Origin of the sequence: Sporolactobacillus shoreae, from assembly GCF_004684935.1 — a bacterium.
Lineage (GTDB): Bacteria > Bacillota > Bacilli > Bacillales > Sporolactobacillaceae > Sporolactobacillus > Sporolactobacillus shoreae.
This window is the reverse complement of record NZ_SRJD01000004.1, coordinates 1-26,236: the sequence shown is the minus strand read 5'-3', so window position 1 is coordinate 26,236 and position 26,236 is coordinate 1. Positions and strand designations below refer to the sequence as shown.

21 protein-coding genes, 14 tRNA genes and 1 rRNA gene are annotated in these 26,236 nt (G+C 47.3%); 10 read left to right on the top strand and 26 right to left on the bottom strand.

Annotation, left to right across the window (positions count from 1 at the left end; genetic code table 11):
- Positions 1-44 precede the first annotated feature (44 nt).
- Genes trpD through trpA form a run of 5 tightly spaced genes read left to right on the top strand, consistent with a single transcriptional unit; the run spans position 45 to position 4,549 of the window.
- Positions 45-1,070: an anthranilate phosphoribosyltransferase gene (gene trpD / locus E4665_RS04890; RefSeq protein ID WP_135347681.1), complete on the top strand. Its 1,026-nt coding sequence runs from the start codon at positions 45-47 to the stop codon at positions 1,068-1,070.
- Positions 1,063-1,860 (top strand): indole-3-glycerol phosphate synthase TrpC, encoded by a 798-nt coding sequence (trpC, locus tag E4665_RS04885; RefSeq protein WP_135347680.1) that lies wholly within the window; start codon positions 1,063-1,065, stop codon positions 1,858-1,860. The genes trpD and trpC overlap by 8 nt, the downstream gene beginning before the upstream one ends.
- Entirely contained in the window at positions 1,844-2,515 is a 672-nt protein-coding gene (locus tag E4665_RS04880; RefSeq protein ID WP_174845453.1) for a phosphoribosylanthranilate isomerase, read from the top strand. The genes trpC and E4665_RS04880 overlap by 17 nt, the downstream gene beginning before the upstream one ends.
- Positions 2,487-3,722, top strand: a complete 1,236-nt coding sequence (gene trpB, locus E4665_RS04875) for a tryptophan synthase subunit beta (protein WP_135347678.1) — start codon at positions 2,487-2,489, stop codon at positions 3,720-3,722. Before E4665_RS04880 ends, trpB begins: the two co-directional genes overlap by 29 nt.
- The gene (gene trpA / locus E4665_RS04870) at positions 3,719-4,549 is read left to right on the top strand and encodes a tryptophan synthase subunit alpha (protein ID WP_135347677.1); all 831 of its coding nucleotides are present in this window, start codon (positions 3,719-3,721) and stop codon (positions 4,547-4,549) included. The genes trpB and trpA overlap by 4 nt, the downstream gene beginning before the upstream one ends.
- 100 nt (positions 4,550-4,649) lie before the next feature.
- Here the strand turns inward: trpA and E4665_RS04865 are convergent, their stop codons facing one another.
- Positions 4,650-4,886, bottom strand: a complete 237-nt coding sequence (locus E4665_RS04865) for a hypothetical protein (RefSeq protein WP_135347676.1) — start codon at positions 4,884-4,886, stop codon at positions 4,650-4,652.
- Between the two features lie 236 nt (positions 4,887-5,122).
- Between E4665_RS04865 and E4665_RS04860 the strand changes: the two genes are divergently transcribed.
- The 4 genes from E4665_RS04860 to E4665_RS04845 all read left to right on the top strand — a co-directional run bounded on the left by E4665_RS04860 (position 5,123) and on the right by E4665_RS04845 (position 9,550).
- Positions 5,123-5,881, top strand: a complete 759-nt coding sequence (locus E4665_RS04860) for an ABC transporter ATP-binding protein (protein WP_135347675.1) — start codon at positions 5,123-5,125, stop codon at positions 5,879-5,881.
- 91 nt (positions 5,882-5,972) lie between these two features.
- Positions 5,973-7,871 carry an FtsX-like permease family protein gene (locus E4665_RS04855; protein WP_241654686.1) on the top strand — a complete coding sequence of 633 codons (1,899 nt, stop codon included), beginning with the start codon at positions 5,973-5,975 and terminating at the stop codon, positions 7,869-7,871.
- A 103-nt stretch (positions 7,872-7,974) separates the two neighbouring features.
- Positions 7,975-8,625: a response regulator transcription factor gene (locus E4665_RS04850; RefSeq protein ID WP_135347673.1), complete on the top strand. Its 651-nt coding sequence runs from the start codon at positions 7,975-7,977 to the stop codon at positions 8,623-8,625.
- The gene (locus tag E4665_RS04845; RefSeq protein ID WP_135347672.1) at positions 8,612-9,550 is read left to right on the top strand and encodes a sensor histidine kinase; all 939 of its coding nucleotides are present in this window, start codon (positions 8,612-8,614) and stop codon (positions 9,548-9,550) included. The genes E4665_RS04850 and E4665_RS04845 overlap by 14 nt, the downstream gene beginning before the upstream one ends.
- 82 nt (positions 9,551-9,632) lie before the next feature.
- Here the strand turns inward: E4665_RS04845 and E4665_RS04840 are convergent, their stop codons facing one another.
- From E4665_RS04840 to E4665_RS04810, 7 genes are all read right to left on the bottom strand, one after another.
- Complete coding sequence (locus E4665_RS04840; RefSeq protein ID WP_167815117.1) at positions 9,633-10,148, bottom strand: YcxB family protein; 516 nt, start codon at positions 10,146-10,148, stop codon at positions 9,633-9,635.
- 347 nt (positions 10,149-10,495) lie between these two features.
- Positions 10,496-10,699, bottom strand: a complete 204-nt coding sequence (locus tag E4665_RS04835; RefSeq protein WP_241654685.1) for a hypothetical protein — start codon at positions 10,697-10,699, stop codon at positions 10,496-10,498.
- 437 nt (positions 10,700-11,136) lie between these two features.
- Complete coding sequence (locus E4665_RS04830) at positions 11,137-13,059, bottom strand: PTS fructose transporter subunit IIABC (RefSeq protein WP_135347669.1); 1,923 nt, start codon at positions 13,057-13,059, stop codon at positions 11,137-11,139.
- Between the two features lie 255 nt (positions 13,060-13,314).
- Complete coding sequence (locus tag E4665_RS04825) at positions 13,315-14,307, bottom strand: Gfo/Idh/MocA family protein (protein WP_135347668.1); 993 nt, start codon at positions 14,305-14,307, stop codon at positions 13,315-13,317.
- Positions 14,308-14,675: 368 nt separating this feature from the next.
- Complete coding sequence (locus tag E4665_RS04820; RefSeq protein ID WP_135347667.1) at positions 14,676-15,923, bottom strand: MFS transporter; 1,248 nt, start codon at positions 15,921-15,923, stop codon at positions 14,676-14,678.
- Positions 15,920-16,387, bottom strand: a complete 468-nt coding sequence (locus E4665_RS04815; RefSeq protein ID WP_135347666.1) for a MarR family winged helix-turn-helix transcriptional regulator — start codon at positions 16,385-16,387, stop codon at positions 15,920-15,922. Before E4665_RS04815 ends, E4665_RS04820 begins: the two co-directional genes overlap by 4 nt.
- 208 nt (positions 16,388-16,595) lie before the next feature.
- Positions 16,596-17,393 carry a sulfite exporter TauE/SafE family protein gene (locus tag E4665_RS04810; protein ID WP_135347665.1) on the bottom strand — a complete coding sequence of 266 codons (798 nt, stop codon included), beginning with the start codon at positions 17,391-17,393 and terminating at the stop codon, positions 16,596-16,598.
- Between the two features lie 350 nt (positions 17,394-17,743).
- On the opposite strand from E4665_RS04810, the gene E4665_RS04805 reads away from it, so the two are divergent.
- Complete coding sequence (locus tag E4665_RS04805; RefSeq protein WP_135347664.1) at positions 17,744-19,726, top strand: ABC transporter ATP-binding protein/permease; 1,983 nt, start codon at positions 17,744-17,746, stop codon at positions 19,724-19,726.
- Positions 19,727-20,180: 454 nt separating this feature from the next.
- On the opposite strand, the gene E4665_RS04795 is transcribed toward E4665_RS04805, so the two are convergent.
- The 18 genes from E4665_RS04795 to rrf all read right to left on the bottom strand — a co-directional run bounded on the left by E4665_RS04795 (position 20,181) and on the right by rrf (position 26,226).
- Positions 20,181-21,371: an MFS transporter gene (locus tag E4665_RS04795; RefSeq protein ID WP_167815116.1), complete on the bottom strand. Its 1,191-nt coding sequence runs from the start codon at positions 21,369-21,371 to the stop codon at positions 20,181-20,183.
- Between the two features lie 168 nt (positions 21,372-21,539).
- The gene (locus E4665_RS04790; RefSeq protein WP_135347844.1) at positions 21,540-22,835 is read right to left on the bottom strand and encodes a (Fe-S)-binding protein; all 1,296 of its coding nucleotides are present in this window, start codon (positions 22,833-22,835) and stop codon (positions 21,540-21,542) included.
- The gene (locus tag E4665_RS04785; RefSeq protein ID WP_135347662.1) at positions 22,832-24,244 is read right to left on the bottom strand and encodes an FAD-binding oxidoreductase; all 1,413 of its coding nucleotides are present in this window, start codon (positions 24,242-24,244) and stop codon (positions 22,832-22,834) included. Before E4665_RS04785 ends, E4665_RS04790 begins: the two co-directional genes overlap by 4 nt.
- Before the next feature lie 373 nt (positions 24,245-24,617).
- A tRNA-Leu gene (locus tag E4665_RS04780) sits at positions 24,618-24,699 on the bottom strand.
- Positions 24,700-24,716: 17 nt separating this feature from the next.
- Positions 24,717-24,790: transfer RNA gene (locus E4665_RS04775), tRNA-Cys, on the bottom strand.
- Positions 24,791-24,797: 7 nt separating this feature from the next.
- Positions 24,798-24,872 (bottom strand) — tRNA-Gly (locus tag E4665_RS04770).
- 6 nt (positions 24,873-24,878) lie between these two features.
- A tRNA-Gln gene (locus E4665_RS04765) sits at positions 24,879-24,950 on the bottom strand.
- A 5-nt stretch (positions 24,951-24,955) separates the two neighbouring features.
- A tRNA-His gene (locus E4665_RS04760) sits at positions 24,956-25,031 on the bottom strand.
- Positions 25,032-25,045: 14 nt separating this feature from the next.
- Positions 25,046-25,116, bottom strand: a tRNA-Trp gene (locus E4665_RS04755).
- An 11-nt stretch (positions 25,117-25,127) separates the two neighbouring features.
- Positions 25,128-25,209, bottom strand: a tRNA-Tyr gene (locus E4665_RS04750).
- Positions 25,210-25,249: 40 nt separating this feature from the next.
- Positions 25,250-25,325: transfer RNA gene (locus E4665_RS04745), tRNA-Thr, on the bottom strand.
- Between the two features lie 9 nt (positions 25,326-25,334).
- Positions 25,335-25,410: transfer RNA gene (locus E4665_RS04740), tRNA-Phe, on the bottom strand.
- Between the two features lie 76 nt (positions 25,411-25,486).
- Positions 25,487-25,562: transfer RNA gene (locus tag E4665_RS04735), tRNA-Asp, on the bottom strand.
- Between the two features lie 4 nt (positions 25,563-25,566).
- Positions 25,567-25,643: transfer RNA gene (locus tag E4665_RS04730), tRNA-Met, on the bottom strand.
- A 19-nt stretch (positions 25,644-25,662) separates the two neighbouring features.
- A tRNA-Val gene (locus E4665_RS04725) sits at positions 25,663-25,738 on the bottom strand.
- A gap of 74 nt (positions 25,739-25,812) precedes the next feature.
- A tRNA-Glu gene (locus E4665_RS04720) sits at positions 25,813-25,887 on the bottom strand.
- A gap of 15 nt (positions 25,888-25,902) precedes the next feature.
- Positions 25,903-25,994 (bottom strand) — tRNA-Ser (locus tag E4665_RS04715).
- 115 nt (positions 25,995-26,109) lie between these two features.
- Positions 26,110-26,226, bottom strand: a 5S ribosomal RNA gene (gene rrf / locus E4665_RS04710).
- Positions 26,227-26,236 lie beyond the last annotated feature (10 nt).

Sequence of the window (26,236 nt, the reverse complement as noted above, 5' to 3'; positions counted from 1 at the left end):
TCTCACCAAATCACTCACTCCTCAAAAAAAGAGGAGTGTCGATCATGTTTCAGGAAAAACTAGCCCAGCTTGTGCAAGGACAGACCTTATCGGAAACTGAAGCCTCAGCCATTATGGACGAAATTATGGAAGGAAATGCTTCCCCAAGCCAGATCGCCGCTTTCCTTGCGCTACTAAGTGCAAGAGGGGAAACGGTCGAGGAACTCGCCGGCTGCGCGCGAAGTATGAGCGCGCATGCCAAGTCGCTTGAGTATTCAGAGCCGCTCCTTGATATTGTCGGCACGGGCGGTGACGGCAACCACACATTTAATATTTCCACGGCATCAGCAATCGTTATCTCTTCACTTGGCGTCAACGTGGCCAAACACGGCAATCGTTCCGTATCGTCGACCAGCGGAGCGGCGGACGCTCTAGAGGCACTTGATATTGGGATTCAGTCGACTCCTGAGTCCGCCTGCCAGCTTCTTGACCGAACTCATATGTGTTTCTTATTCGCCCCACTGTATCATGCATCCATGAAATACGCCGTTGAACCCCGTAAGGCCCTTGGATTCCGTACCATTTTCAACATGCTTGGCCCACTGACCAATCCCGCCCATGCCAGGAGGCAGATGCTTGGTGTCTACAGCCGCAAACTGGCTGAGATGTACGCGGAAACACTGCTCCGCCTCGGAACGGATCGGACATTGGTCGTGACCGGTGAGGATGGCATGGACGAATTCACCATCTGCGGACGAAGCGACGCGATTCTTATCGAAAATGGCCGGACTTCAACATTCAGCATCAGACCTGAAGATGTCGGATTAGGCATCGGAATTTTGAAGGCGATTCAGGTAAAAAATCCACAGGAGAGCGCGGCGTTGATTCATTCCGTATTTTCCGGAGATAAGGGAAATCCGTCGGCACTAAATGCAATTCTTCTGAATGCAGGTGCCGGTTTGTTCGTTGCGGGGCATACGTCTTCGATCGGCGAGGGCGTGCATGAAGCCCGTGAAGCCATTGAAAGCGGACGTGCACTGCGCCAGCTTCAGCTTCTGCAACAGGTGACAAAGAGGCCTGCCCATGTCTGAGACCATCCTTGACCAGATTCTCCGGACAAAAGCTAATGAATTGGAAGAATTTCGGAGGCCCACATTCGATCGAGAGCAGCCAGAGATCTATTCCTTAAAAAAAGCCCTATCCCGCCCCAAGCACCGATTCGGACTGATTGCGGAAATCAAGGAGGCCTCACCCTCCAAAGGGGTGTTCCGTCCGGACTTCAATGCGGAGCATCTGGCCCGCACCTATGCCGCGTCCGGAGCCGATGCGATCAGCGTCCTGACGGATCGTGTCTATTTTCACGGATCCATCGAACGTCTGCGGTCTGTCCGTCGGGAAGTCAGGCTGCCCATTCTGCGCAAAGATTTCATCATCGATGAACGGCAGATTGAAGAAGCTTACCTGTGCGGTGCGGATGCCGTCTTGCTCATCGCAGGAGCCATGGATACAAAGCGGCTTCACCACCTCTACTTAACAGTAAAGGGATTCGGTCTGGAAGCCCTGGTCGAAGTGCACAGCAGACAGGAAGCGGAAGCTGTCCTTGATCGTTTTACACCGGAGATTGTCGGGATCAATAACCGCGATCTGAAAACATTCCGCACGGATCTGCATGTCATTGAAAGAATCCGTCCGCTCATCCCGCAAAGTGTTCTGATCGTCAGCGAATCGGGTGTTCAGACCCCAACGGATATCCAGTTCTTACAGAAAAGCGGCGCGGATGCCGCACTGATCGGTGAAACTTTGATCCGCTCCGACGCTCCGGAAAAGAAAATCGAGGCTCTGTATGGGAAGGTCGTGATACGTGATGCGACCCCTAATTAAATACTGCGGGAATCATTCATATACCGACCTCGAGCGTACTTTCAGCAGTCGTGCGGATTTCATTGGCTTAATTTTCACGCCAAAGAGCCGGCGCACAGTTCAGCCGGAACAGGCAGCCTTATGGATCAAACAGCTTGCTCCGTTAGGTAGTAAGAAGCTCGTCGGCGTGTTCGCGGATGATCCGCCGGAGCATATTTTTTCAGTTCTGCGTTCGGTACCGCTGGATATTTTGCAGTTTCACGGAAGCGAGACGCCCCGGACACTCGCTGAAATAAAAAAGGCAACGGGCCTGCAAGTCTGGAAAGCCATCCATCATGCACCGGGTGCACTTGAAAAAATGCGTACTTTTTCAGGCATTGCCGACGGATTTATCATTGATACCCAGGTGAAAGGACAGCTTGGCGGCACAGGCGTTGCTTTTGACTGGGCAGCTATCCCCGATTATCAGGCGGAAGCGAGACATCAGAATGCCAGTTGCCTGATTGCCGGGGGGATCACTCCGGAGAACATTGCCGATCTGCTTCATTACGATCCAATGGGCATCGATATTGCTTCAGGCATTGAGCAGGACTTTCAGAAGGACCGTACTAAAATTTTCAGAATTGAGAAAAGAGTGTGGAACGAAAATGATCAGACAGCCGCAACTGGAAGATAAGTTTCGAACAGATGAAACCGGGCGATACGGCGACTTCGGCGGTCGGTATGTTCCGGAGACCATGATGCATGCCCTGCTCGAACTGGAGCAGGGATTCAAAGAAGCCATGACCGACACCGCTTTTCTAAATGATTACCACAAAATTCTTCATGACTACTCGGGTCGTCCGACACCCGTCACCTATTGCCGGCGGCTGAGCGAGGCCGTCGGTGGTGCTCAGATTTATCTCAAAAGAGAAGATCTGAACCACACAGGTGCCCACAAAATCAATAATGCCGTCGGTCAGGCCCTGCTCGCGAAACGAATGGGCAAGAAAAAACTGATCGCTGAAACCGGCGCGGGACAGCATGGCGTCGCAACAGCCACCATCGCCGCCTATTTTGGGATGCCCTGCAAGATATTCATGGGCGCCGTTGACGTCGAGCGCCAGGCACTGAACGTTTTCCGAATGAAGCTTCTGGGTGCTGAAGTGGTGCCCGTTCACTCCGGTAACGGAACTCTGAAAGATGCCGTCAATGAAGTGCTCCGCTATTGGGCCGCTCACATTGAAGATACCGCTTATATTGATGGATCGGCGGTCGGTCCTCATCCCTATCCGATGATCGTCCGCGATTTTCAGCGGATCATCGGTGATGAAGCGCGCGAACAAATGCTTCAGCAGACCGGGAAACTGCCGGATGCGGCGGTCGCCTGTGTCGGCGGAGGCAGCAACTCCATTGGCCTCTTCACCGCCTTTCTGGACGATCCAGTGCAGCTGTACGGTGCGGAGGCAGGAGGAAAAGGCACTGACACCGGCCAGCACGCGGCGACGCTGACCAAGGGATCGGTCGGCATTGTCCATGGCATGAAAACGTACTTGCTCCAGGATGCTGCCGGCCAGATTACGGAGCCTTATTCCATTTCCGCCGGACTGGATTATCCGGGCATCGGACCTGAGCATGCTTATTTATTCAAGACAGGAAGAGCAGTCTACCGCGCGATTACAGATGATGAAGCGCTCGACGCCCTTGTCCGTCTTTCAAAACTGGAAGGGATTCTTCCCGCGCTTGAAAGCGCCCATGGGCTCGCGCTGGCCATGAGAATCGCCACAAAAATGAAGCCGGATCAATCCGTGCTCGTCTGCCTGTCCGGCCGGGGCGACAAGGATGTTCAGACGGTCCTCCACGTACTGAAAAAAGACAACAGTGATGGGAGCGATGAGCAATGAACGGTTTCGAACACTATGTACAAAAAAATCACGGGATGCTGTTCATCCCGTTTATCGTAGCCGGTGATCCGAATGAAGAAGCCACTGTCGATCTGGCTCTGACCATGCAAAAATGCGGCGCCAGTGCGCTGGAATTAGGTATCCCTTACTCCGATCCGCTGGCGGACGGCCCTGTGATCCAGAGGGCGTCCAAACGCGCATTGGCCGGCGGCATGACGCTGCTCCGTGCCATGCGGCTCGTCAATACCATGCGTCAAAAGGGTCTGAACATTCCCGTCGTGATCTTCACCTACGCGAACCCGCTGCTCCAACTTGGATTGGAAACATTTTTTCATGAAGCGGCCGTCAATGGCATCGACGGCCTGCTCGTTCCGGATATTCCTTATGAAGAAAGTCGTCCGCTTGCCAAGCGCTGCGTGCAGGAAAACGTGCGCCTGATCTCTCTTGTCGCCCCGACAACTTCGGACGAACGGCTGGAGAAGATTTGCGCCTCCGCCCAAGGTTTTATCTATTGCGTCTCATCCCTCGGCGTGACAGGTGTGCGAAAGAAATTCCATCCGGATATCTTCCCATTTCTGGAACGTGTCCGGCAGGCAACCTCATTGCCAATCGCTGTCGGTTTCGGCATATCATCACGCGAACAGACTGCTGAGCTGAAGGGGTCCGCCGACGGGTTCATTGTCGGCAGTGCCATTGTTTCAGAGATCGAAAAGCGCGCCGACCAGCTAAAGAAGGCAGCAACCCGAGCGACAGCGCTTGATGAACTAAAGGAAACCCTGCTGGAAAAATTCGGCACGCCATCTGAAAAGCCTTTGCCTCACATCTAAATCGTACACTTTGAAAAAATCAATCAAACGCTAAGAGCAGACTCCCCGTGGGCAGCCTGCTCTTTTTAGTGTGGCTATGGTTTTGAGAAATCAGCTTCTATTATTCTTTGTTTTCTTCGAGCGTCACTGTCCTATTTTCCTCATCAATAAAAATGTCACAGGAAAAATCTCTTTGAATCATCTCGATGTTTTCCTTATTCAGCAACTCGTCGCTACAGGAGAAATAGACCCTTCCGTCTTCAACATAATAAGGTTGTACGAGAGCCAAAGGCAGAACCATCTGATCGTACTTATCAAATCCTACTTCACTCAACATTTCCCAGTCGCGGCTGGTCATCTTTATCCCCCCCAAAAAATTGGACTACATGATTTGTTTCATTATACTCCTTTAAAGCAGTAAACTGTCTGAAAATGTTTCATGACGCTATGAAAGATTCAGGAGCCCGCGACCCGCAGAAGACAGGCTTGCTTCAATCTGACAAATTTGTAAGACTGGACATCAGAAATGTAAGGGAACACTCGCTCAATCCCTTGTATACTAAACTCATCGACGATACGCGAGGAGCGAAAACAATGTTCTTACAAGTCAATCATTTACAAAAAATTTTCCAAACACGATTCAGTAAAGAAAAAACGGTCGCGCTGCAGGATGTGAGTTTCAGTGTCGAGGAAGGGGAGTACATCGCCATAATGGGTGAAAGCGGCTCGGGAAAAACGACACTGCTTAATATTTTGGCTACTCTTGATAAACCGACGTCAGGATCCGTGATCCTGAACAGCCAGGATGTAACGAAAATTAAAGAAAACAAACTGGCCGAATTTCGCCGCACCCATTTGGGTTTTATTTTTCAGGACTTCAATCTGCTTGATACGCTGTCGGTCCGCGACAATATTTTCTTGCCGCTCGTTCTTGGCCGGGAGAAGGTGCGCGTGATGGAACAGCGTTTAGATCAGTTGGCCCCCAAATTAAACATTGCCGATCTTCTAAACAAGCAGCCGTTTGAATTGTCCGGCGGTCAAAAACAACGCGTGGCAATCGCCCGCGCCCTGATTACCGAGCCGGAACTTGTACTTGCCGATGAGCCGACGGCAGCGCTTGACTTCAAAAACAGTGAAAACTTGCTTGCCCTGCTTGAAGAAATTAATGAAACCGGCCAGACCATCCTGATGGTGACGCACTCGGCGATTGCGGCCAGCCACGCCAAACGCGTGTTGTTTATTAAAGACGGCCATATCTTCCATCAGCTCTACCGCGCCAATCGGGAAGCAGCCACCTTCATGCAAGAGATCAGCATGACGATGACCAACCTGCTGGGAACTGAGGTGCGGTAAGATGTTTTACATCAAATTAGCGAGCCGCAACATCCGCCAATCGATGTCCAATTTTCTTCCTTTCTGCCTCTCAAGCGTGGTGATGTTCATCATGAATCTGATCATCACAACCATTTTATTCAGTCCAAGTTTGAAAAAGCTGCAAGGGGGATCAAGTTTTGCGGTGCTGCTGGGTCTAGGCTTAATCGTTTTGACGATCTTTGCCACCATCTTTATGATTTACAGTTATCGCTTTTTACTGAAACGGCGGACAAAAGAATTTGGGCTCTACAATATTCTCGGTCTGAAAAAGCGGCACATTGTCCGCATCTCCATTCTAGAACTGTTCATGATGTTCCTTGCGACCGTGATTGCAGGAACCGTTTTGGGGATTATCCTGGCTAAGTTTTTCTATCTCATCTTCATTCATCTGCTTGGCGAAAATTATTTTGACCTGCAGTGGAGCCCGCTTGCGGTGATGATCGTGACCGTGATTTTTGCGTGTATCTATCTGCTGCTCATGATCATCAGCAGCTTTTCCATCCGCCGTCAGTCCAGTCTTGAACTGCTTAAAAATGCGAGTAAAGGAGAAAAAGAACCCAAGTCACGCGGCATTCTGGCCTTGCTTGGCATCGTATCACTCGCGATCGGTTACTACCTTGCCGTAACGGTCACCTCTCCTCTCGATGCTTTAACCAAATTCTTTATCGCCGTGTTGTTTGTCATCTTGGGTACGCTCTTGTTCTACCTGAGCTTTACGATTTGGCTGCTCAAACGGCAGAAAAAGAATAAAGACTATTACTATCAGCCCAAGCACTTTATCATTGTCTCAAGCCTGCTTTACCGCATGAAGCAAAATGCGGTTGGACTGGCAAATATAACGATTTTAGTCACGATGACGTTCGTGACCTTGGCGACAACCGTCGGACTCTACTCCAGCATCAATGGATTTCTGGACGACTACTTCGTTCGCAACACGATCATTAATGTCAATACGACGCAGCAGCAAAGTAACGCGTTCATTGATCAAGTGGCAGAAAAAAACGGAATCCCCCTGAAGCACAAAATTGTTTACGAAATGTCGAACAGCATAATCGGAGCGATGAGCCATGGCAAATTCGAAAACAAACAAAAGCTCTCCAGTCTAACAGCCGTCAACTTCATGACTGCAGACACTTATAAGCAGCTAACAGGCAAAAGCGTTCATCTAAAAGATAATGAAGCGATCGTGTTCCCTGCTGTCGGCAGCTTCAATGAATCGAGCGTACAATTTGGTCATCATACTTTTAACATTAAAGACAAGATTAATGGAATCCGAAATTTTCCTTCCATCAGCCTGACGGCGTCAAACTGGCTGATTCTGATCGTCAACTCGAAATCACAGATTCAACCGGTCTTAGACGCTGCATCCAAGGCGTCGGGCAGACAATATGCGCTTGGTTTTGAGACAACCATTAGCGCCGACGTGACGGCAAAGGACGCAAAGAAACTCAATCTAGTGTTGTCCGATTACCTCGTGGATGGAAATAAACCGATTCAGCGCATTGACGAAGGAAAAATGATTAGCGGCACTGCCCCGTCCCTGCGAAGTTATGATGAAATGCACCAGCAGTTTCTTGCTTTTGCCGGCGGCTTCCTGTTCATCGGTCTGGTCTTAGGCTTTACCTTTATTCTCGGTACCGCATTAATCATTTACTACAAGCAAATTTCTGAAGGGGAACAGGATAAGCGCAGTTTCGAAATCCTCCAGGAAGTCGGTTTAAGCGGTGAGGAAGTGCGGCAAACGATTCGCTCCCAGGTATTGCTCATGTTCTTCTTGCCGATTGCCGTCGCGATTGTCCACTTCGGTTTCGCCTTCATCATGATCCAGAAACTGATCAGTTTGTTCGGGGCCACACGATTCAGCCTGCTTCTGCTAACCAGCGCGGGAACGATCGCCGTTGTTGCTGCGATTTACTACATCATCTACAAGCAGACGAGCCGCGCGTATTATCGGATCGTTGAGCGGTGAACTTCAAAAGGGCATCTCGAATTCGAGTTGCCCTTTTCGCATTTGTCCCTATCCATAAAAATCAGTAGAATGAAGATAGCCAATCACTATGGGAGAAATTTTGATGACAAAAGTATTTATTGTGGAAGACGACGCAGCGATTGTGAAACAACTAACATCTGCGCTGAATGAATACACGGTTGTTTCCGTACAAAATTTTCGCTGCGTCCGTCAGGAAATTGATGAGGCGGCACCTGATTTGATTTTGATGGATATTACTCTGCCCTATTTTAACGGTTTTTACTGGACAACAGAGATTCGGAAACGGTCAACGACACCGATCATCTTCCTGAGTTCAGCGGATGATGAGATGAATCAGGTGATGGCGATGAACATGGGGGCGGACGATTATATCACAAAGCCGTTTTCGATCGAGCTGCTGAAAGCCAAGATCAATGCGCTGCTCCGCAGAACCTATAACTTTTCTCAGTCGCAATTATCCTACCTGGGGTTTGTATTGGAAGGAACAGAGCTGAAGAAAGGCGCCGACAAAGTCGATCTGACGCCCACGGAGGCAAAACTGCTCCGCACACTCTTTGAACACCCCAATCAAACGGTAAACAAAGATGTGCTGCTTGCGAAGCTCTGGGAATCGGATGAATACATCGATGCCAACGCCCTGCAAGTCAATATTGCGCGGATGCGTAAGAAACTGAATGCCATCGGTTTTGATTATATTGGAACAGTGCGAGGTGTCGGCTATGTTCTGGCGTGAGCGAAAGCATTATATTTACGCTGTCCTCGCGATCATTATCGTCATGAGTCTGACCTTTTATCTGCGCGGTCTGCCGATGCGGACGTTTTGGGCGAGCTTATTATTTGGCATGACCGTTCTGATCGTTTTCAGCAGCTATGATTATTACCGGTTTCAGCGTCGCCATCACGAACGGCTCCGGCAAGTCGTTCCACAGGTTGACTTAAAACCACAGTCTCAGGCAGAACACGATCTGCTAAAACTGCTCGAGGAGCAGAAAGAATACTACGAAAATAAAATCGCTGGGATCAAAAAATTTGATGAGAACTTAACCGATGTGGTCAGCATATGGAGCCACCAAATGAAAGTCCCCCTGTCCGTCCTTGACTTGATGGGACAAACCGGAGATTTCACAGTTGATGAATTGAAAGAGCAGACCTTTCAATTGGAGAATTATCTCGACATGCTGCTCTATTATCTGCGATTGAACCACGAACAGACGGATTACCGCTTTACAAAAGTACCCTTGAAGCCCCTGCTACAGGCAATCGTGCGCAAGTTCGCCCCGCTGTTTATTAAAAAAGGTCTCAGCGTCACCGTTGATGGCGAAGAAGCATGGACTACAGACGAAAAATGGCTTTCCTTCGCACTGGAACAAATCATCGGCAATGCCGTCAAGTATACCCAGAAAGGCAAGGTCACCATCCGCATTACCGCGCAGTCCATCCAAATCAGCGACACGGGTATCGGCATTTTAAAGGAAGACCTGCCACGCCTGTTCGAGCACGGTTTTACCGGCTACAACGGCCGACGTGATAAAAAAGCGACAGGTCTGGGTTTTTTCTTGGCCAAAGAAGTCGCCGACCGGCTTTCATTGATCCTCCATGTTGATTCTGAAATAGACAAAGGAACAACTGTGACGATCAAGCGCACGCACGAACTTTGAAAAATGAACAGTTGGCTACTTCCAGGATAAAAAAGCTCATAACCCCCTATATACCAAGGATTGCGAGCTCCATTCTTTTCTCTCACTGTTGCTTGCTTAAATGCACTTTCTTTTCCGGCATTGATAGTCTGATCAAACTTTGAAATTTACGAATATCTTCATCACTTTCAAAGAATCGCTTTGGAATAACTAATGCTTGATGTTTTGAAATGTGAATCCGAAACATATCTTTATATTCGTAAGCAGAATTTAAATCCTCCCACTTGTAATAAACCTTTGATTTTCCACGCATTTGTATTATTTCATTGCTATTCACATCATAGTGAACTTCTTGTTTTATTAACTGATTACTCGAATATTCTTTTCTCACTCTAAGAGGGACGATGATCATCAATACCAGCCAAAGTACTAGTGTAAAAACCACTGCCATCACTATTGAAATAAAAAGATGGCGAAAAAGAATCAAATACAGCAAAAATAGAAGCGTAAAATACGTTGCAATTGCAATGAAAAAACGTTTTCTGTTTACATAAGAATTCAACTTATAAAATTCTTTCTTGGTTAACGTTCCCCAAAATTGGACCTCTTCATTTTCCATTTCTCCAACTCCCTTGATAAGTGGCACCCGGTGTCTCATCATGCTCAGGCAAATCTGTGAAACTCACTTTTCCTTTTACATTAAATATATTCTCATTATATCAATATTCAGTTTCATTGTTGCCGGATCTATCTTCAGATCCGCATTTGGTTGACAGAATCTGAAAGGAAAAAATCACTGGCCTTTGCGTTATTTCAAACGCATGCTCAGTTTCAAGTATGTAAGGTGTCAGACTGAAAAGTATAGATGCTTGATATCCAAACTTTTCAGTCATTTAGGCAGCGGTGAGCGGCATCTGATTGATCTGTTTTGAAGCAAAAGAAAAGCACCTCGGCGGGTGCTCTTCTTTAACCTTTTGCTTCCGTGTAAAGGATCATGACTGAATAAAATAACCTCGCGTCAAGACCCGGAACCATATCATCAGCATCTTTCAATGATGTGGTGAATTGAATGGTTTTAATCAGATCATTTTGATCTAAAAATTCATTCACTGACTTTTCCAGGGTGCTTAGGTTCGAGTCAGTAAAAATTTTTATTTTCACGAATACCATCTCCAGACTTTTATGCCTTATTATTTCCTGTCTGGAGTATATTTATAAGAAATGAAACAGAACCACCAGAAGGGTGACGATCGATTGAGTCTTTGTGATCAGGGGAAGACAATACCCCATCTGTAATAAGGGTTGTCCGGTAATTCAGATTGTTCAGAAGTGATTCGTCCAAAAGTATCTCAGTTAAAGGCAAATTTATTGGGAAATCTCTGATCTACTATGTTGATCGCTCCAACTTTTTACCAAATGAAAAACTGCCTCCTAATTCAGGAAGCAGTTTTTCCGTTTTGTTATAAGTATTTAGTTTCGATCAAAAGCTGTCGATTGTCTCTCCAACGATTGCCGGCTATCATGTCCGTGAAATGAACATTTTAGCTGAACGTTTCATCTGACTCATTAAGCGGACATTCAATCGTGATTCGCTTTCATTTTTATCCTCACAGGATACTCACGCTCTGTGATGCCTTTTCCTGCTTTGCCAGTGGTTTCTTCCAAAAGCCGATAATCAGACCGGCGATCACGGCGCCGATCAGAATCGCAGCGAGAAACAAGAAGGGCTGATTGCTCAGGGCAACAACAAAGATACCACCGTGTGGTGCCGGAATGTTGACTTTCCATAATTGAGTCAGAGCGCCCGCGGTTGCCGAACCGATAATGCTTGAGCAGATAATCCGCAGCGGATCGGCGGCAGCGAACGGAATGGCGCCTTCCGTAATAAACGATAGCCCGAGAATATAATTCGTGATGCCTGCTTTGCGCTCTTCTTCATTGAATTTCGCTCTGAAGAAGGTTGTGGCCAAAGCGATCGCAAGCGGCGGAACCATGCCGCCGGCCATTACTGCGGCCATCATCAGCCCGCCGTTTGACGCGCCGCTGGCGAATACGCCGATCGCGAAAGTATAGGCCGCTTTGTTGACAGGACCGCCCATGTCCACAGCCTGCATCCCGCCGAGAACGAGTCCGAGCAATATGGCGTTCCCGGTACCCAGATGACTCAGCGCGCCGATCAGACCGGTATTAATCCATGTAAAAATCGGATCGAGAATGTAATACATGAGTCCGCTGGTAATCAATAGGCCAAATACCGGATAAAGTAGAATCGGTTTCAGGCCGTTGAGTGTTTTGGGAAGTCCGGCGAATACTTTTTTCAGTAGAATAATCACCCATCCGGCCAGAAACCCGGCGGCAAGACCGCCAAGGAATCCTGCGTTCGATGAATAGGCCATAAATCCTCCGACAACACCAGGCATTAATGCCGGACGGTCACCAATGCTTACGGCGATATAGCCGGCCAGAATCGCAATCAGGAAGTGGAAGGCACCGGTTTGGCCACCGGCAATCGTGCTCAGCATCTGAAAAATGGGATTGTTCTTGCCCAAGTGTTCAAACATGAAGGAGATGGCCAGTAAAATACCACCCCCCACAACAAAGGGAAGCATATGCGAAATGCCGTTCATAAGATCTTTATAGATTCTGTTCCAGATACCGTTTGTGCTTTCTGTTCCAGAAAGGTCCGGGCCGCCTTCCGCATGGTACATCGGTGCCTCTCCGCGAAGCGCTTTGGTGATCAGTTCTTCAGGCTTGCGGATACCGTCACTGACCGGTGTCTGGAGCACCTTTTTACCATCGAAGCGGGCCATTTCAACTTTTTTGTCCGCCGCCACAATGACGCCGGCCGCGCGGGCAATCTCGCCCCGTGTGAGTACGTGCTTTGCCCCTTCAGAACCATCTGTTTCAACTCGGATCGAAACACCCATCTCTTCGGCTTTTTTCTTCAAGGCGTCTTCTGCCATATAGGTGTGGGCGATCCCTGTGGGGCATGCGGTCACTGCCACGACAAATTTTTTATTGTCCGTTACTCCTGGAGCGTTGTGAAGCGCCTCTTTCTTCTCCTCCTCTTCTTTTTCAACCTGCTTGTCATCAAATAACCGAGCAATCTCTTCAGAAGATTTAGCTTTTTTCAGTTTAGTGACAAACTTCGGATCAATCAGCAATTTAGAAAGCGCTGCCAATGTTTGCAAATGAACATTAGCTGCCCCCTCCGGTGCTGCAATCATAAAGAAGAGATAAGAGGGTTTTCCGTCGAGCGCTTTGTAATCAATGCCCTTCTTGCTGCGTCCGAACACAACCGTCGCCTTGTTGACCGCTTTGGTCTTCGCATGCGGCATGGCAATTCCATTATCGATTCCGGTACTTGATTCCGCCTCTCTCTTCAGAATCATTTCTTTGAAGAGCTTTGGATCATTGATTCTTCCGTTCTTCTCCAGGCTGGCGATGAGTTCGTCCATGGCTTCGTCTTTTGTTGTCGCCTGCATATCCATGACCATTGCACGCTCAATCATCAGATCGGTAATCTTCATTTTGTACTCACCCTTTATGTTCTTATAAGACATCGAGTCGTTCAGACCGGTACAGAACCGTTCGTCTGTCGGTCCGTTTCTTTCGGAAAGGCCTTCAAGTGCGGGACATAGCCATTTATGGAACCGGTTACATTTGATGCCGTTAGAAACACAAGCTTTTAATGAACTTTCTCAGTGCTCCCTTAATAACAGGAATTGAGCGCACATTGAAAGTTTCCTTTTTCTTTTGTTGAAGATCTACGCTGTTCTTTCCCTTTAAATATCCGTGCGATCAAACGGGTACTTCATGCCCCACTGGTTTCGCACGTTGGTCAATATATCCATAATGTCTACGGATAAGGCAAACTCGCCGTCATCATGGCCCTGTTCAATATATCTTTGCATATCCTGAACTTCGTATTGCAGGGCAAGGGATTCGTCTCCTGCGGTCAGCACTTCATGTGATTCCGTGTGCGCATCTTTCGTATAGGTGATCTCGGCTTTTGTGGCTCGTGGATAGTTAGATATTTCGATGTATCCCTTAGTGCCTGAAATCACTCCGCGTTTCGGCTGCTTCGCACGCATTGACAAGGACATAACCGCTAATTGATCATCCAGGTTTTTTAAGATAATCCCTGATTGTTCATCAACCCCTGTTTCAAAATATTTGACGGTGGTCAGAATATTCGTTGGTTGCGTTTTCAGGAATGAGCGTGCAAAAGCTGTAGCATAACCGCCAATGTCTAATAGTGCACCGCCTGCTAAGTCTTTGTTAAAGAAGCGGTTTTTGACATCGTAATCTTTCAGACTACCAAAGTTCACCTGAACGAGATTGACATCGCCGAGTTCTCCGGATTGAACGAGATGCTTGACTTGTTTATAAAGCGGCATGTGGAATAATGTGAGTCCCTCGGTTACAATCAATCCTTTTTGATCAGCCAGTTCCTTTACTTTATTTAACTGTTGCGAATTGACCGTAATCGCTTTTTCAGCAAAAACATTCTTGCCTGCTTCCAGAGCTTTCATGATGTAACTATAGTGAAAATTATGAGGGGTAGCGATATAGATCACATCGACATTGGGATCTTTAAGCAGATCGTCCGGATTTGAGAACGTGTGCTGAATATTCTTTTCTTTGCTAAATGCCTGTAAAGCCGCTTCATTCACATCGGCTACGGCATAAATTTCTCCATTCACAGCATTTAGTGCGTCCGCCATTTCATGTGCAATCCATCCAGTACCAATCATTCCCCAGTTAAACGTTTTCATTTTATTCATCCTCTCATTCATTGTTTTTTTTCTGAGTCTGCCCCAACGATTTGCGATACTTCATCTTTAAAGAATGAACGATCGAGAGCCTCACCTCCTCGCTATTCAAAATGAAAATAATTTCAACAATTAAATTCATTCTGTAACTGATTTCAATATAACCACTCGAATCTTTTTTGTCAATAAGAAAATTCGTCTTAAAGTTTCCGCATGATCGCAACATGGGGCACCATACGCGGTTGAGCAAAATGGAAAACCTCTGAATATAACAAAAAAGCCAGCGCCTTGATTCACTCGAAGCACTGACTAATCATCGATTTGAAGGAAGAAGGTATTTGAAGATGGATGACTATCTTACCTTATTATTTCTACTTAGCAGGTTTTGGAACAACCACAACCATTAAAGCTGCTACCAGACACATGACACCAGCCATGCCGAAAGCCATCACGTAGTTGTGCACCATATCATGCATCGCACCACTCACATAAGCCATTAAGGCACCGCCAATCTGGTGGAGGACAAATACCCAGCCAAAGAGCATTCCAGATTTTTCGATACCAAAATTTTCAGCGATTAATTTGATGGTTGGCGATACTGTGGCATTCCAGCTAAAGCCGAACAAAATCGCATAAGCAATTAATAGAGCGCCTCCCTGCGAGAGCGCAAGGGGTAATAAAAATAAATCCAATCCTCTTAGTCCATACATGGAAATGAGAATATAGCGTGAATCAAATTTTTCCGTTAAGAATCCGGCGATCAGCGAACCAATAATATCAAATATGCCCATCAACGCCATAACATCAGATACATGCACTTCCGACATGCCATAATCCTGACCGGCTGCAATAAAATGGACACCAATTAAACCGGATGTTGAGGCACCGCAAACAAAAAAGGGCAATGCCAATAGCCAAAATACCTTGCTTTTAGATGCCGCACGCAATGCTTGCAATGGCTGTGATAAAACAGCCTGAACATTTATTTTTGGATAAACGGGAGCCACTGGAGTGCGACTGCCATAGGGTGACAAACCGACCTGATGTGGATAGTCACGCATCAGCCAAATGATCAGAATAAAGACAATGACAATAAAAAGAGCCACGGCGAGCGCAGCTTTGTGCCACCCTTGAGTTTCAATCATTAACGCAATGATTGGCAATACGATTAATTGCCCCACTGATGAGCTGGCAGTGAACATTCCGAGCACAAGTCCACGATTTTTAACGAACCAGTTGTTTGCGATATAGATACCGTACACATCTGCCAGTGCTCCGGTCATTGTTCCCGATATCAATCCGACTAAGATTTCTGCCTGCCAGATCGTTTTCATAAAAGGTAAAACAAGGGTTACCATTGCCAGAATAAGCAATGCCACACTACCGACGCGTCGTGCACCATAGCGCTGCAGAAAAGCAGCGGAAAATGGCCCAATGAGACCAAACAATAGTGTTCCTGTCGCAATGACTGCAGAAATGCCGCCGCGACTCCAGCCAAACTCCTGTTGCCAGGGCAAAACCAACGTTGACGGAAAAGCTCTGACGCCGGAAGATACCAGCAACACCAAGAATCCAATGAAAAGAATGGTACCGTACCAAGATCGATGTTCTTGACTCATAATAAGTGACCCCGTTTTACTGTGTTAAGATGTGTCCGTGCTCTTTGCGTCGCTGCCAACATGGTGTGAGACGTTTGCAACTTCTCTGAACGCCCGCCCATCATCTCATCGCTTAGCTCCCGAAAAACGTTGAGTGACTCTTCCATCACAGGTAAGATAGCCGCTGCACGTGTCGTGATGAATAAGCGGGTTTGATGGCCCTGACGCTTTTTCTCCAACCAGCCGCGTGACACCAGTTTTTGCACCATCCGCGAAAGGGTTGATTGCTCATAATCGAATGCATCGGCTAACTCCGTCATGGTCAATCCATCATTTCTGCTGATCATGAGCATCATGTAGGTGTAGGCTGGAGCCATACCCGTCGGAGCAAAACTTTCATTAGCCAGGCGTTCAAGTTCACGCAGTAAGTGACTCGCAGTGAAATAGATACAATTGCTCATAAATGTGGGTTGGTTTATTGCCATTTGATTACCTCGGTTTTAGAATGTATGTACATTTTAAAACGAACCAACTAAAGTTGCAACCCAAAGTTTATGATTAAATAAACCTATCGAAAAAAGGGCAACAAACGCAAAATGCCCTACACGCGTTAGAAAACAGTCTAGCGCTTGTAGGACATTGAAAATTCTCCGGATACTGAGTTGGATCACCGGTGCCCCCTATAGAATTGGCTTACCAAAAATAGGTTTGTATGAATAAAGACGTGGCGAGCCCTATCGCCCCAATGGCTATGACGATTTTCATCACTTTAGAAGGAATAAGACGCACAATATAGGGACCGATATATCCGCCGATGAAAAGTCCGGCAGCTAGAGGGGCCACCGCCAGCCAATAGATATGTGAGCGAACGGCATAGAGTAACGTGGCTACAAGATTTGATGCGCCTAACGATACGTTTTTCAGTGCGTTATACTCCGCAAACTTTGCATGGCTTGTTGCCGATAAGATGGCCAGCATAATCACGCCGCCCGCCGCACCGAAGTATCCCGTATAAGCCCCAACAATGAGAATGGCTATACTATAAGCGACTTCTGCCGCTTTCAGGCGAAGCATGTCTCTCTTATTTTCATCGCTGATGGCGCTTTGCTGCCCGTCCTTATCATGACCCGTTTGTTTCGGACGTAAAATCAGTAACGCCGCAGCCAAAATGAAAAAAGGGACAACATGTTCAAATGTTGTCGCCGGTGCTACTAATAAGAGTATACCTCCGCAAATGCTGCCAATTATAGTAAGCGGTAACAGTTTGAAAAGCTTGCGGCCCTGACCGCGCAACTCGCGCTTTGACGCTATTCCCGACCCCACTCCTGTAAATATGAGTGCGGCTGTATTTGTAACATTTGCAAAAACTGGCGGTATCCCTAAGGCGAGCAATGCAGGGTAGGAAACGAGTGAGGCAAGTCCTACAGACGAACTGATTATCCCTGCTAAAACGCCAACCGGAAAAAGAGTCAACAAATAGTGATATAACATGAATCGTATTTCACCTTTCCATTAAAAAGTTCGCTCAATTTCTAAAGTAAAGCTGCGTATCCACAGCTCATTATAAGTCTATACATTATAGAAATTTTGTAAGATGTATATTTTAATATAGTCTCCACGCAGTTTTTGCATAAAACGATGAGTCATTGAGTTTCATAGATCAAATTCTCTTTTGCACCACTGTAAAAAATAGTTCTCCCAGTTCATATTCAGTTAATTTTTCCATGTTACACTCTTTTATAACAATGATTTCACGGTGGTAATAAAAAGGTTTTTCTTAACGAATAATGGGTATCAGGAACAGAAACTCAGATTCGCCTACATACGAGGGGGCAGTATCAGTGCATTTTTTAGAGCTCAAGAACATCCACAAATCATATTATTTAAACAAAGAGGAACAACCCGTTTTAAAAGGTATTAATCTCAGTTTTGAACGCGGTGAATTTGTATCTATACTGGGTGAATCCGGTGGCGGAAAAACAACGCTGATGAATATTATCGGTGGGCTTGACCGAAATTTCAGCGGTGAAGTATTGATCAATGGCCAACGATTAGATCACTCGAAGTCTAAAGCATTGGACCGGTTTCGCCGGGAAACGGTCGGTTATATTTATCAATCTTATAATTTGATCAGCCATTTGAATGTACTTGATAACGTCATCATTTCACTGGATATGACGACACTGTCCAAAAGTGAACGCGAAGAACGGGCCAAGGCATTGTTAAAAAAAGTCGGGTTGCTGGATCATATCCGAAAATATCCGGGCCAGCTGTCCGGTGGTCAGAAACAGCGTGTGGCCATTGCCAGGGCTTTGGCCAGTGATCCGAAAATTATCATTGCGGACGAGCCTACCGGGGCATTGGACTCACAGAACACCGAAGAAGTCCTGCGCATTTTAAACCAAATCGCCAAAGAGGGGCGGCTCGTTATTGCCGTCACCCACTCTCAGGCTGTTGCCGATTATGGCACGCGTATTGTTCACTTGAAAGACGGGAAAATAGATCAGGAAGAATTCTTGAAAGATGCTTATCCGATACCTGCGGATACCGCGCAGATCCAGTCGCGTCCGCTTCCGGCCTGGGCGAGCTATATTACAGCATTTAAACACCTTAAGTTCCATTTTTGGCGCAATTCGCTGATTATACTTGGTACAGCCATCGGACTCTCTGCCGTCATGCTGTTCAGCGGTTTAGGCAACGGAGTTAAAGGATACATCAACGAGCAAGTCAATTCATTGGTCAATCCGCAGGCGATCACTGTATCCAGATACAGCAATTCGGCTGCCAGCTCTCCCCGAGGTGCGGCACGAACGGCAATGGCCACGACCAATACGGGTAACACCCTGAGCGCGTCCCAAATTCAGCAGCTGAAAGATTTAAAACACGTTGTAAGTGTTGAACCAGGCTATAGAATCAGTAATCCCACAATGACGATTGACAGCAAAACACTGACTCTGTCGTCCATTCAAACATGGACGCACAGTCTGCAAAGTTCAATTATTAAAGCTGGGCACGCGGCTAGGAATAACGAGATTATGGTTGATGAAACAGCAGTCGCAAAAGAATGGTCATCCACAAACTGGAAGAACATCATCGGTAAGAAAGTCACTGTGACTTACACAGCCTATAATTCTCATGGCAAACCGATCCAGATTCAAAAGAAACTAACCGTTTCCGGAATTACGAACAGCACCGCCGCCCAGAACGGCGGGATCAATGCTATGAATTATACCACTATGTATGATTCATTAAAGAATGCAAATGCTTCGACTCAAGCCACATTTGCCACGGTTAATGTCGATAAAATGACCCACGTTAAAGCCCTGGGAAATACAATTAATAAGATAAAAACAAACAGCAAGCGTATATTCAACGCGATCGTCATTTCTGATACATTGGATACCATCAACACATTTATCAATCTGGCATCCAATGTACTGTCTGCTATTGCTGGAATTTCACTGCTGGTCTCGGCGCTGATGATCATCGTCACCATGTTTATGTCCGTGAATGACCGAGTAAAAGAAATCGGTATTTTACGTGCAATGGGTGAAAGCAAACGCGATATTCGCCGGCTCTTTACGAGCGAATCGATCCTCATTGGTTTGTTAAGTTCTGTGTTTGCCACAGCGCTCGCCTACGGAGTCGGCAGTGCTCTTAACCGTGTACTCTATCACTTGGCCAAATATAACCTTGTGCAAGTCACGTTTAACAATGTGCTATTTGCCTTTATCATCGCTCTGATTATTGCTTTTATCGCTGCCCTGTTACCGGCGCGGCGTGCGGCTGGACTGAACCCTATTGATGCATTAGCTTCCGAATAAACTGCCCAAAACAACGAAGCTGTCCCGAGATCAGATCGAGTAGGAGGAAATCTTTGATTTCCGTTCTCCCTACCACCGTACGTACAAATTCGTATACTGCGGTTCAATAACTTAAGCATTTTGAATACGCTGGAGTGTCTTGGAAAGATTAATCAATCCAAGGCGCTCCAGTTTTTCATTAGTCAGGGCGTAACAGAATGTCTGGCTGTATACCGCTTGTCCAATTCGTTGAGATAGATATTGTCAGCAGTGAAACAAGTTTGTCCCCTTGTCAGACGGTCAGCGTGACCGCAGATCGTGTTTCCAACACGCCGGCGCTCACGCTGTGTCGTTGATCCGATTACTTTGTTCAGCAATTAATCATTTCTGCGGCGTACGCCATACCCTCTGCCGGTGACGCGGCTTCCTGAGCATGGCCTTCTCTTACTTGAAGGAATTGTTTTCGTTTCATTTCTCAAACGATCCTTTTCCTCAGCGTCAGTGTCGTACCGACGGCTACAGAAATGAGCGCTGCAATGACCAGAGCCCAGAAGGCTGCATTAAAAGAACCGTGAAACAGGCTGACCATGATGCCAATCAGGGAAGGTGCCACAATTCCGGCAATCTGGCCACCGAAATTAATAAAACCGGTGGCAGTGCCAATCAAATGTTTCGGGAAATTCTTTAACGGAATAGCAAAAACCGTGACAAAGACGACGCAATAGGATGCCTGGCAAAGCGACCAGAAAACAATTGCAAGTGCCGTTGTCGGAGCCGTGAACATCATATATAAAAACAATGCCGTCAGGATTGATCCAATGACCATGAAATGTTTTTCATAACCAGTCATTTTATCAAGCAACCATCCGGTCAGAAGGGTACAGACAAAGCCTGCTGCCGCAGGAACTGAGGATAAGAGGCCCATGTTAATCAGATTCAAGTGACGAATGTCGACGAGATAGGATGGCATCCACGTTGCTAGGCCCCAATTCACAATACTGATGCCGAACCAGATAATGAAAACTTTCCATATATGATCATCTTTGAGAAGATCTTTGATGGGAATTTTCCTTCTTTTCCTATCTTCACTTTTCGTACGCCTCTGAGGAAGGAACAGGGCGAGCAGCAACGTGATGATCAAACCGAGTACTGCCAGAACGTGGAAAGGTAATCGCCAGTTATAGATCGCCATCAATGAGGCGACACCAAATGCCCCGACAATGCCTGCCAGCTGGTACGAAGACAGCAGAACCGATTTTGCTCGGGCACGATTCTCCAGTGCGAAATTTTCAGCAACAGTAACCGAACTTGCCGGAGAAAAACTTCCTTCTCCAAGACCGAACAGAAAACGGACAAGAAACAGCGCAAGAAATCCGAACGCAAAACCTGTTAAGCCGGTAAATACCGACCAGGCGAGAACACAAGTGATCAGGACTGCTTTTGAGCCAAATTTATCGGCAAACCATCCTCCGAAAAGCTGGATAATCGCGTAACCGATAAAAAAGCTGCTCAGTATCAAACCTTCTTCAGAATCTGTCAGAGAAAATTCTTTCCCTATAGGGATGATCGCAATATTAATAGCCATTCGGTCAAAGTAGCCGACAAACCAGGCAATAAAAAGAACGGCAAGCGTGATGTGTCTGTTGTGACTTTGGAATACATGCATGTGGGCTAATCTCCTTTCGGGCAGTAAAAGATATTCTGCCTTAATCAAAATAGGATAAAGCAGCAGGTCGGTCACACAGCAACACATATCCTTGACCACCATTACAGTCAAATGGTGAATCGATCAAATCCTCTGATCTTTAAAAAAATGGTGCGTCAGTACGTTCACCTACTTATCCTCATCCTCCAATCCGCAGGCAGCCGCCAGCAGTTCAACCAGATGAATGGCTCGGACATGGTCCTGAAGGCCTTCGCGCTCTATACCCGCTTTCATCTGCAGCAGGCAGCCGGGATTGGTTGTGACGATGAGTTCAGGGTTCCGTGCCTTCACATCGCCCATTTTCACGTCAAGGATCTTCATCGATTCGTCAAAATGGACGACATTATAGATGCCGGCGGACCCGCAGCAGAAATCGGGATTGTCCAGCTCCCGGAAATCAATCCCTCTGACGCTGTGGATCAACTGCTTCGGTTCATCCACCACTTTCTGGACATTGGTCATGTGACAGGAAGGCTGATAGGTCACACGCTTGCGAATTTCTTTTTCCACCGGCAGGTCAAGCCGGGCCAGAAGTTCACTGATGTCGATGGAACGGGCGGCGAAAGCCTCCGCACGCTTTTCCCATGAAGGATCATCCGCGAACAGTTCGGGATATTCATGCAGCATCGCACCGCAGCCCCCCGCCGTGTTGATCACGTAGTCAAACGCTTCAGTCTCAAACGCTTCGATATTCTGTTTCGCCAGTTCCTTTGCCTGCTGCGTCCGACCGCCATGATGATGGAGAGCGCCGCAGCATGTCTGCCCGTCCACAGCCACAACCGTGCATCCCCCTGCCGCGAGCAGGCGCATACCGAGATCATTGATCCGGTCGAAAAGCGCATCCATGATGCAGCCTTTGAAAAAGCCGACTTTATAACGTGGTGTCTGCTTCGGCTCTATTCTGTCCGGACGATGGTGGCGGTGCAAGGGACTGGAGACGGAAGGAAGAATTTCTTCGAAAGTCGCTATGCTTTCCGGAAGTAAGTGGTTCAAATGGGTTTTTTCTGCAAGACTTCTCAGACCCGACTTCTGATAAAACCACAAGAGATTGGCGCCTGCACCCATTACGTTTTTCTTCGAGAAGACCTGATTGTAATAGATATCTTCCTGAAACTTTTTCACCGACACTTGCTCGTGTTCATTGAGTGCCACTTTGGCAGAGTCAAGAATTTTACCATAAGCAACATTAGTCGGGCAGACCCTTTCACAGGCCCGGCATCCGAGACAAAGGTCAATTGGTTCTTTCAATTCATCAAGCGTGATCTTGCCTTCTGCCGCCATTTTTACCAGATTGATCCTTCCTCTCGGTGACTGTGTTTCGGTCCCCATCGTTTTGTATGTCGGACAGGCCGGCAGGCAGCTCCCGCACTGGATACAGCTGAAGGTCGCGTCATAATTCAGCTTCTCTCTCGGATCCTCATTCATCGCGAGTGCACCAGCTTCGGCCGGACTGAGGGAAAGATTTTCGATGGATTCAGGATGTTGTTCGGATCCCATGCCGTCTTGATCCGCTTCATCAGATCCAGTTCCTGAGGGGTCAGTTCCCACGGCATATAAGCACGTTTCATGGTGCCAATCCCATGCTCACCGGAAAGTGTTCCACCCAATTCGATCGCTGCCTTGAAAATCGCTTCGACCGCCTGCCAAACCCTTTTCATTTCTTCACGGTCCCGTTTATCACAAATGATATTCGGGTGAAGATTTCCATCACCGATATGCCCGAACACGACCAGGTCGATCTGATATTTCTTCTTGATATCCTGAAGCTTCTTACAAAAAGCAGGAATTTTACTTCTCGGTACGGTGGCATCCTCAGATATTTTTGTCGGTTTCTTGGCGGCGATTGCCGGTGAAACCAGTTTACGCGCCATCCAGAGTTCACGGGCCTCGGATTCGGAATGGTCGACCCTGACGGAACGGACATGCATCTGGCTTGCGATTTCGCTGATTCGAGCTGTGTCGTCGGCAACCGCCGCTGGGTGACCGTCAAGTCCAACAAGAAGGATCGCTTCCGCATCCACGGGCAATCCCTGCGGCTTAAAAGCTTCAACGGCCTGAATGGATGCCTGATCCATCATTTCAATCTTGGCTGGCTGGATTCTTGAGGTTAGAATTTTCGTTACCGTTTCTGCGGCTTCAACAAAATGGTCAAAAATGAGCATTACGGTATGGGAGGAAAGCGGTCGGGGGATCAACCTCAGCGTCGCTTCGGTAATCACGCCAAGTGTCCCTTCCGAGCCAACGATCAGTTTCGTCAGATCATAGCCGGTGACGTTTTTCACTGTCCGGCCGCCGGTACGGATGATCTCTCCCTGAGGACTCACCACCCGAAGACCGAGCACATAATCTTTGGTAACCCCGTATTTCAGACATCTCGGTCCACCGGAATTCTCTGCCAGATTCCCACCGATCGTTGAAAAATGTGAGCTGCCCGGATCCGGAGCGTAAAGCAGCCCATATTTTGCTGCTTCCTGATCGAGATCCGCCGTAATGACGCCGGGAGAAACCACGGCGACCATGTCTTCACTGTCGATCACCAGCTTCTCCCTCCACTGTGAAAAATCGAGCACGATACCTCCCTCTACGGGAAGCGGTCCCCCGCTCAGACTTGACGCCTGTCCACGCGGTGTAACCGGAACACGCAATTTATTCGCCATCTTCAGGATACCGGCAACTTCCTCCTCAGATTTAACCTGCACCACAACATCCGGTTTGTAGAAACCAAACGATGCATCATAACCATAGCTGACAAGATCTGTCTCTTTGGTCAGAATTCTTCCAGGATCAGAAACAATCCGATGTAATGGCTCTGTGATTTTTTCTTTCTGCACCATTTTGTCCCCTCTCCTCAGATTACCTATTTGCTTAACACAAATATGGAACCGTTTACATTTTGCGGTAATTTTTTATTTGTTTAATTATACTTTTATCCAATTTATGCTCGTCATGCAAATGATATGACTTGATGCTCAGGAATGTGCGGCAATGATTTTCCTTTTTGGAAATGACGCTTCAAATACTTTTGAAAGTTCACTTCAACATCCCTCCTGCTCTTAAACTAAATGTGTTAGTCTACTTAACAAATTCCCTATCTCTATATCGTTTTCATCAAATTCTCCCAAAGCGAAAAAAGCTTGCAAATCCCATTAAATCAAGGATTTACAAGCTTATCGGAAGTTTATAACTTCACCAAAATTCATCTCAAAATACCGGTGGTCGGGGTCGAACCGACACTCCTTGCGGAACACGATTTTGAGTCGTGCGCGTCTGCCAATTCCGCCACACCGGCACAATAAACATAAAAAATGGAGGCGACACCCGGAATCGAACCGGGGATAAGGGTTTTGCAGACCCGCGCCTTACCGCTTGGCTATGCCGCCACCATAATGGAGCGGAAGACGGGATTCGAACCCGCGACCCCCACCATGGCAAGGTGATGTTCTACCACTGAACTACTTCCGCAAAAAATTGGCCCAGCTGGATTCGAACCAGCGCATGACGGCACCAAAAACCGTTGCCTTACCGCTTGGCTATGGGCCAAAACATGGGGCGGTTAGTGGGGATCGAACCCACGCGTGCCGGAACCACAATCCGGTGTGTTAACCACTTCACCATAACCGCCATAATAAGAAAAACAGGGGTAGTAGGAATTGAACCCACACTGGAGGTTTTGGAGACCTCAGTTCTACCTTTAAACTATACCCCTATAATAATAAATGGAGGGAGAAGGTTTCGAACCTTCGAACCCGATGGGAGCGGATTTACAGTCCGCCGCGTTTAGCCTCTTCGCTATCCCTCCATAGTAATAAGTTTGGGATAGATAACAAACTATAAAAAAATGGTGCCGGCCAGAGGACTTGAACCCCCAACCTACTGATTACAAGTCAGTTGCTCTACCAATTGAGCTAGACCGGCACACCATAATGGTGGCTCGAGGCGGAATCGAACCACCGACACGAGGATTTTCAGTCCTCTGCTCTACCGACTGAGCTATCGAGCCATAATATAATAAAAACAGTATGCTTGTGATTCCTTATGTAATTAAAACACACTGATTATATACAAATTAAAAATAATGGCGGGTCCGAGCGGACTTGAACCGCCGATCTCCTGCGTGACAGGCAGGCATGTTAACCACTACACCACGGACCCATATTGGTTGCGGGGGCAGGATTTGAACCTGCGGCCTTCGGGTTATGAGCCCGACGAGCTACCAGACTGCTCCACCCCGCGATAATATAAAAAACAATAATGGTGGAGGATATAGGGCTCGAACCTATGACCCTCTGCTTGTAAGGCAGACGCTCTCCCAGCTGAGCTAATCCTCCATACATAATAAAAACATACTGGTCAGAAACACCATTATATTTTATTATATGAAAAACAAAAAATCAAGATAAAATGGTGACCCGTACGGGATTCGAACCCATGAACCCACCGTGAAAGGGTGGTGTCTTAACCGCTTGACGAACGGGCCATAAAAGAAAAATAATGGCGGAGAGCGAGGGATTCGAACCCTCGAGACGGCCTTAACCGTCTACACGATTTCCAATCGTGCTCCTTCGGCCTCTCGGACAGCTCTCCAAAAGGCTTCGCGGCGGCTTCCCAGACCGCTTCAGCCTGTTCCATCATTCTTTAAACCGGATGCAGCTGAAAGTCTGATAAACTGCTTATGAAGCACAGTATTTATTTGTCTATTGCCTGGCAGTGACCTACTCTCACAGGGGGACAGCCCCCAACTACCATCGGCACAGAAGAGCTTAACGGCCGTGTTCGGGATGGGAACGGGTGTGACCTCTTCGCTATGACCGCCAGACTAAAACCCG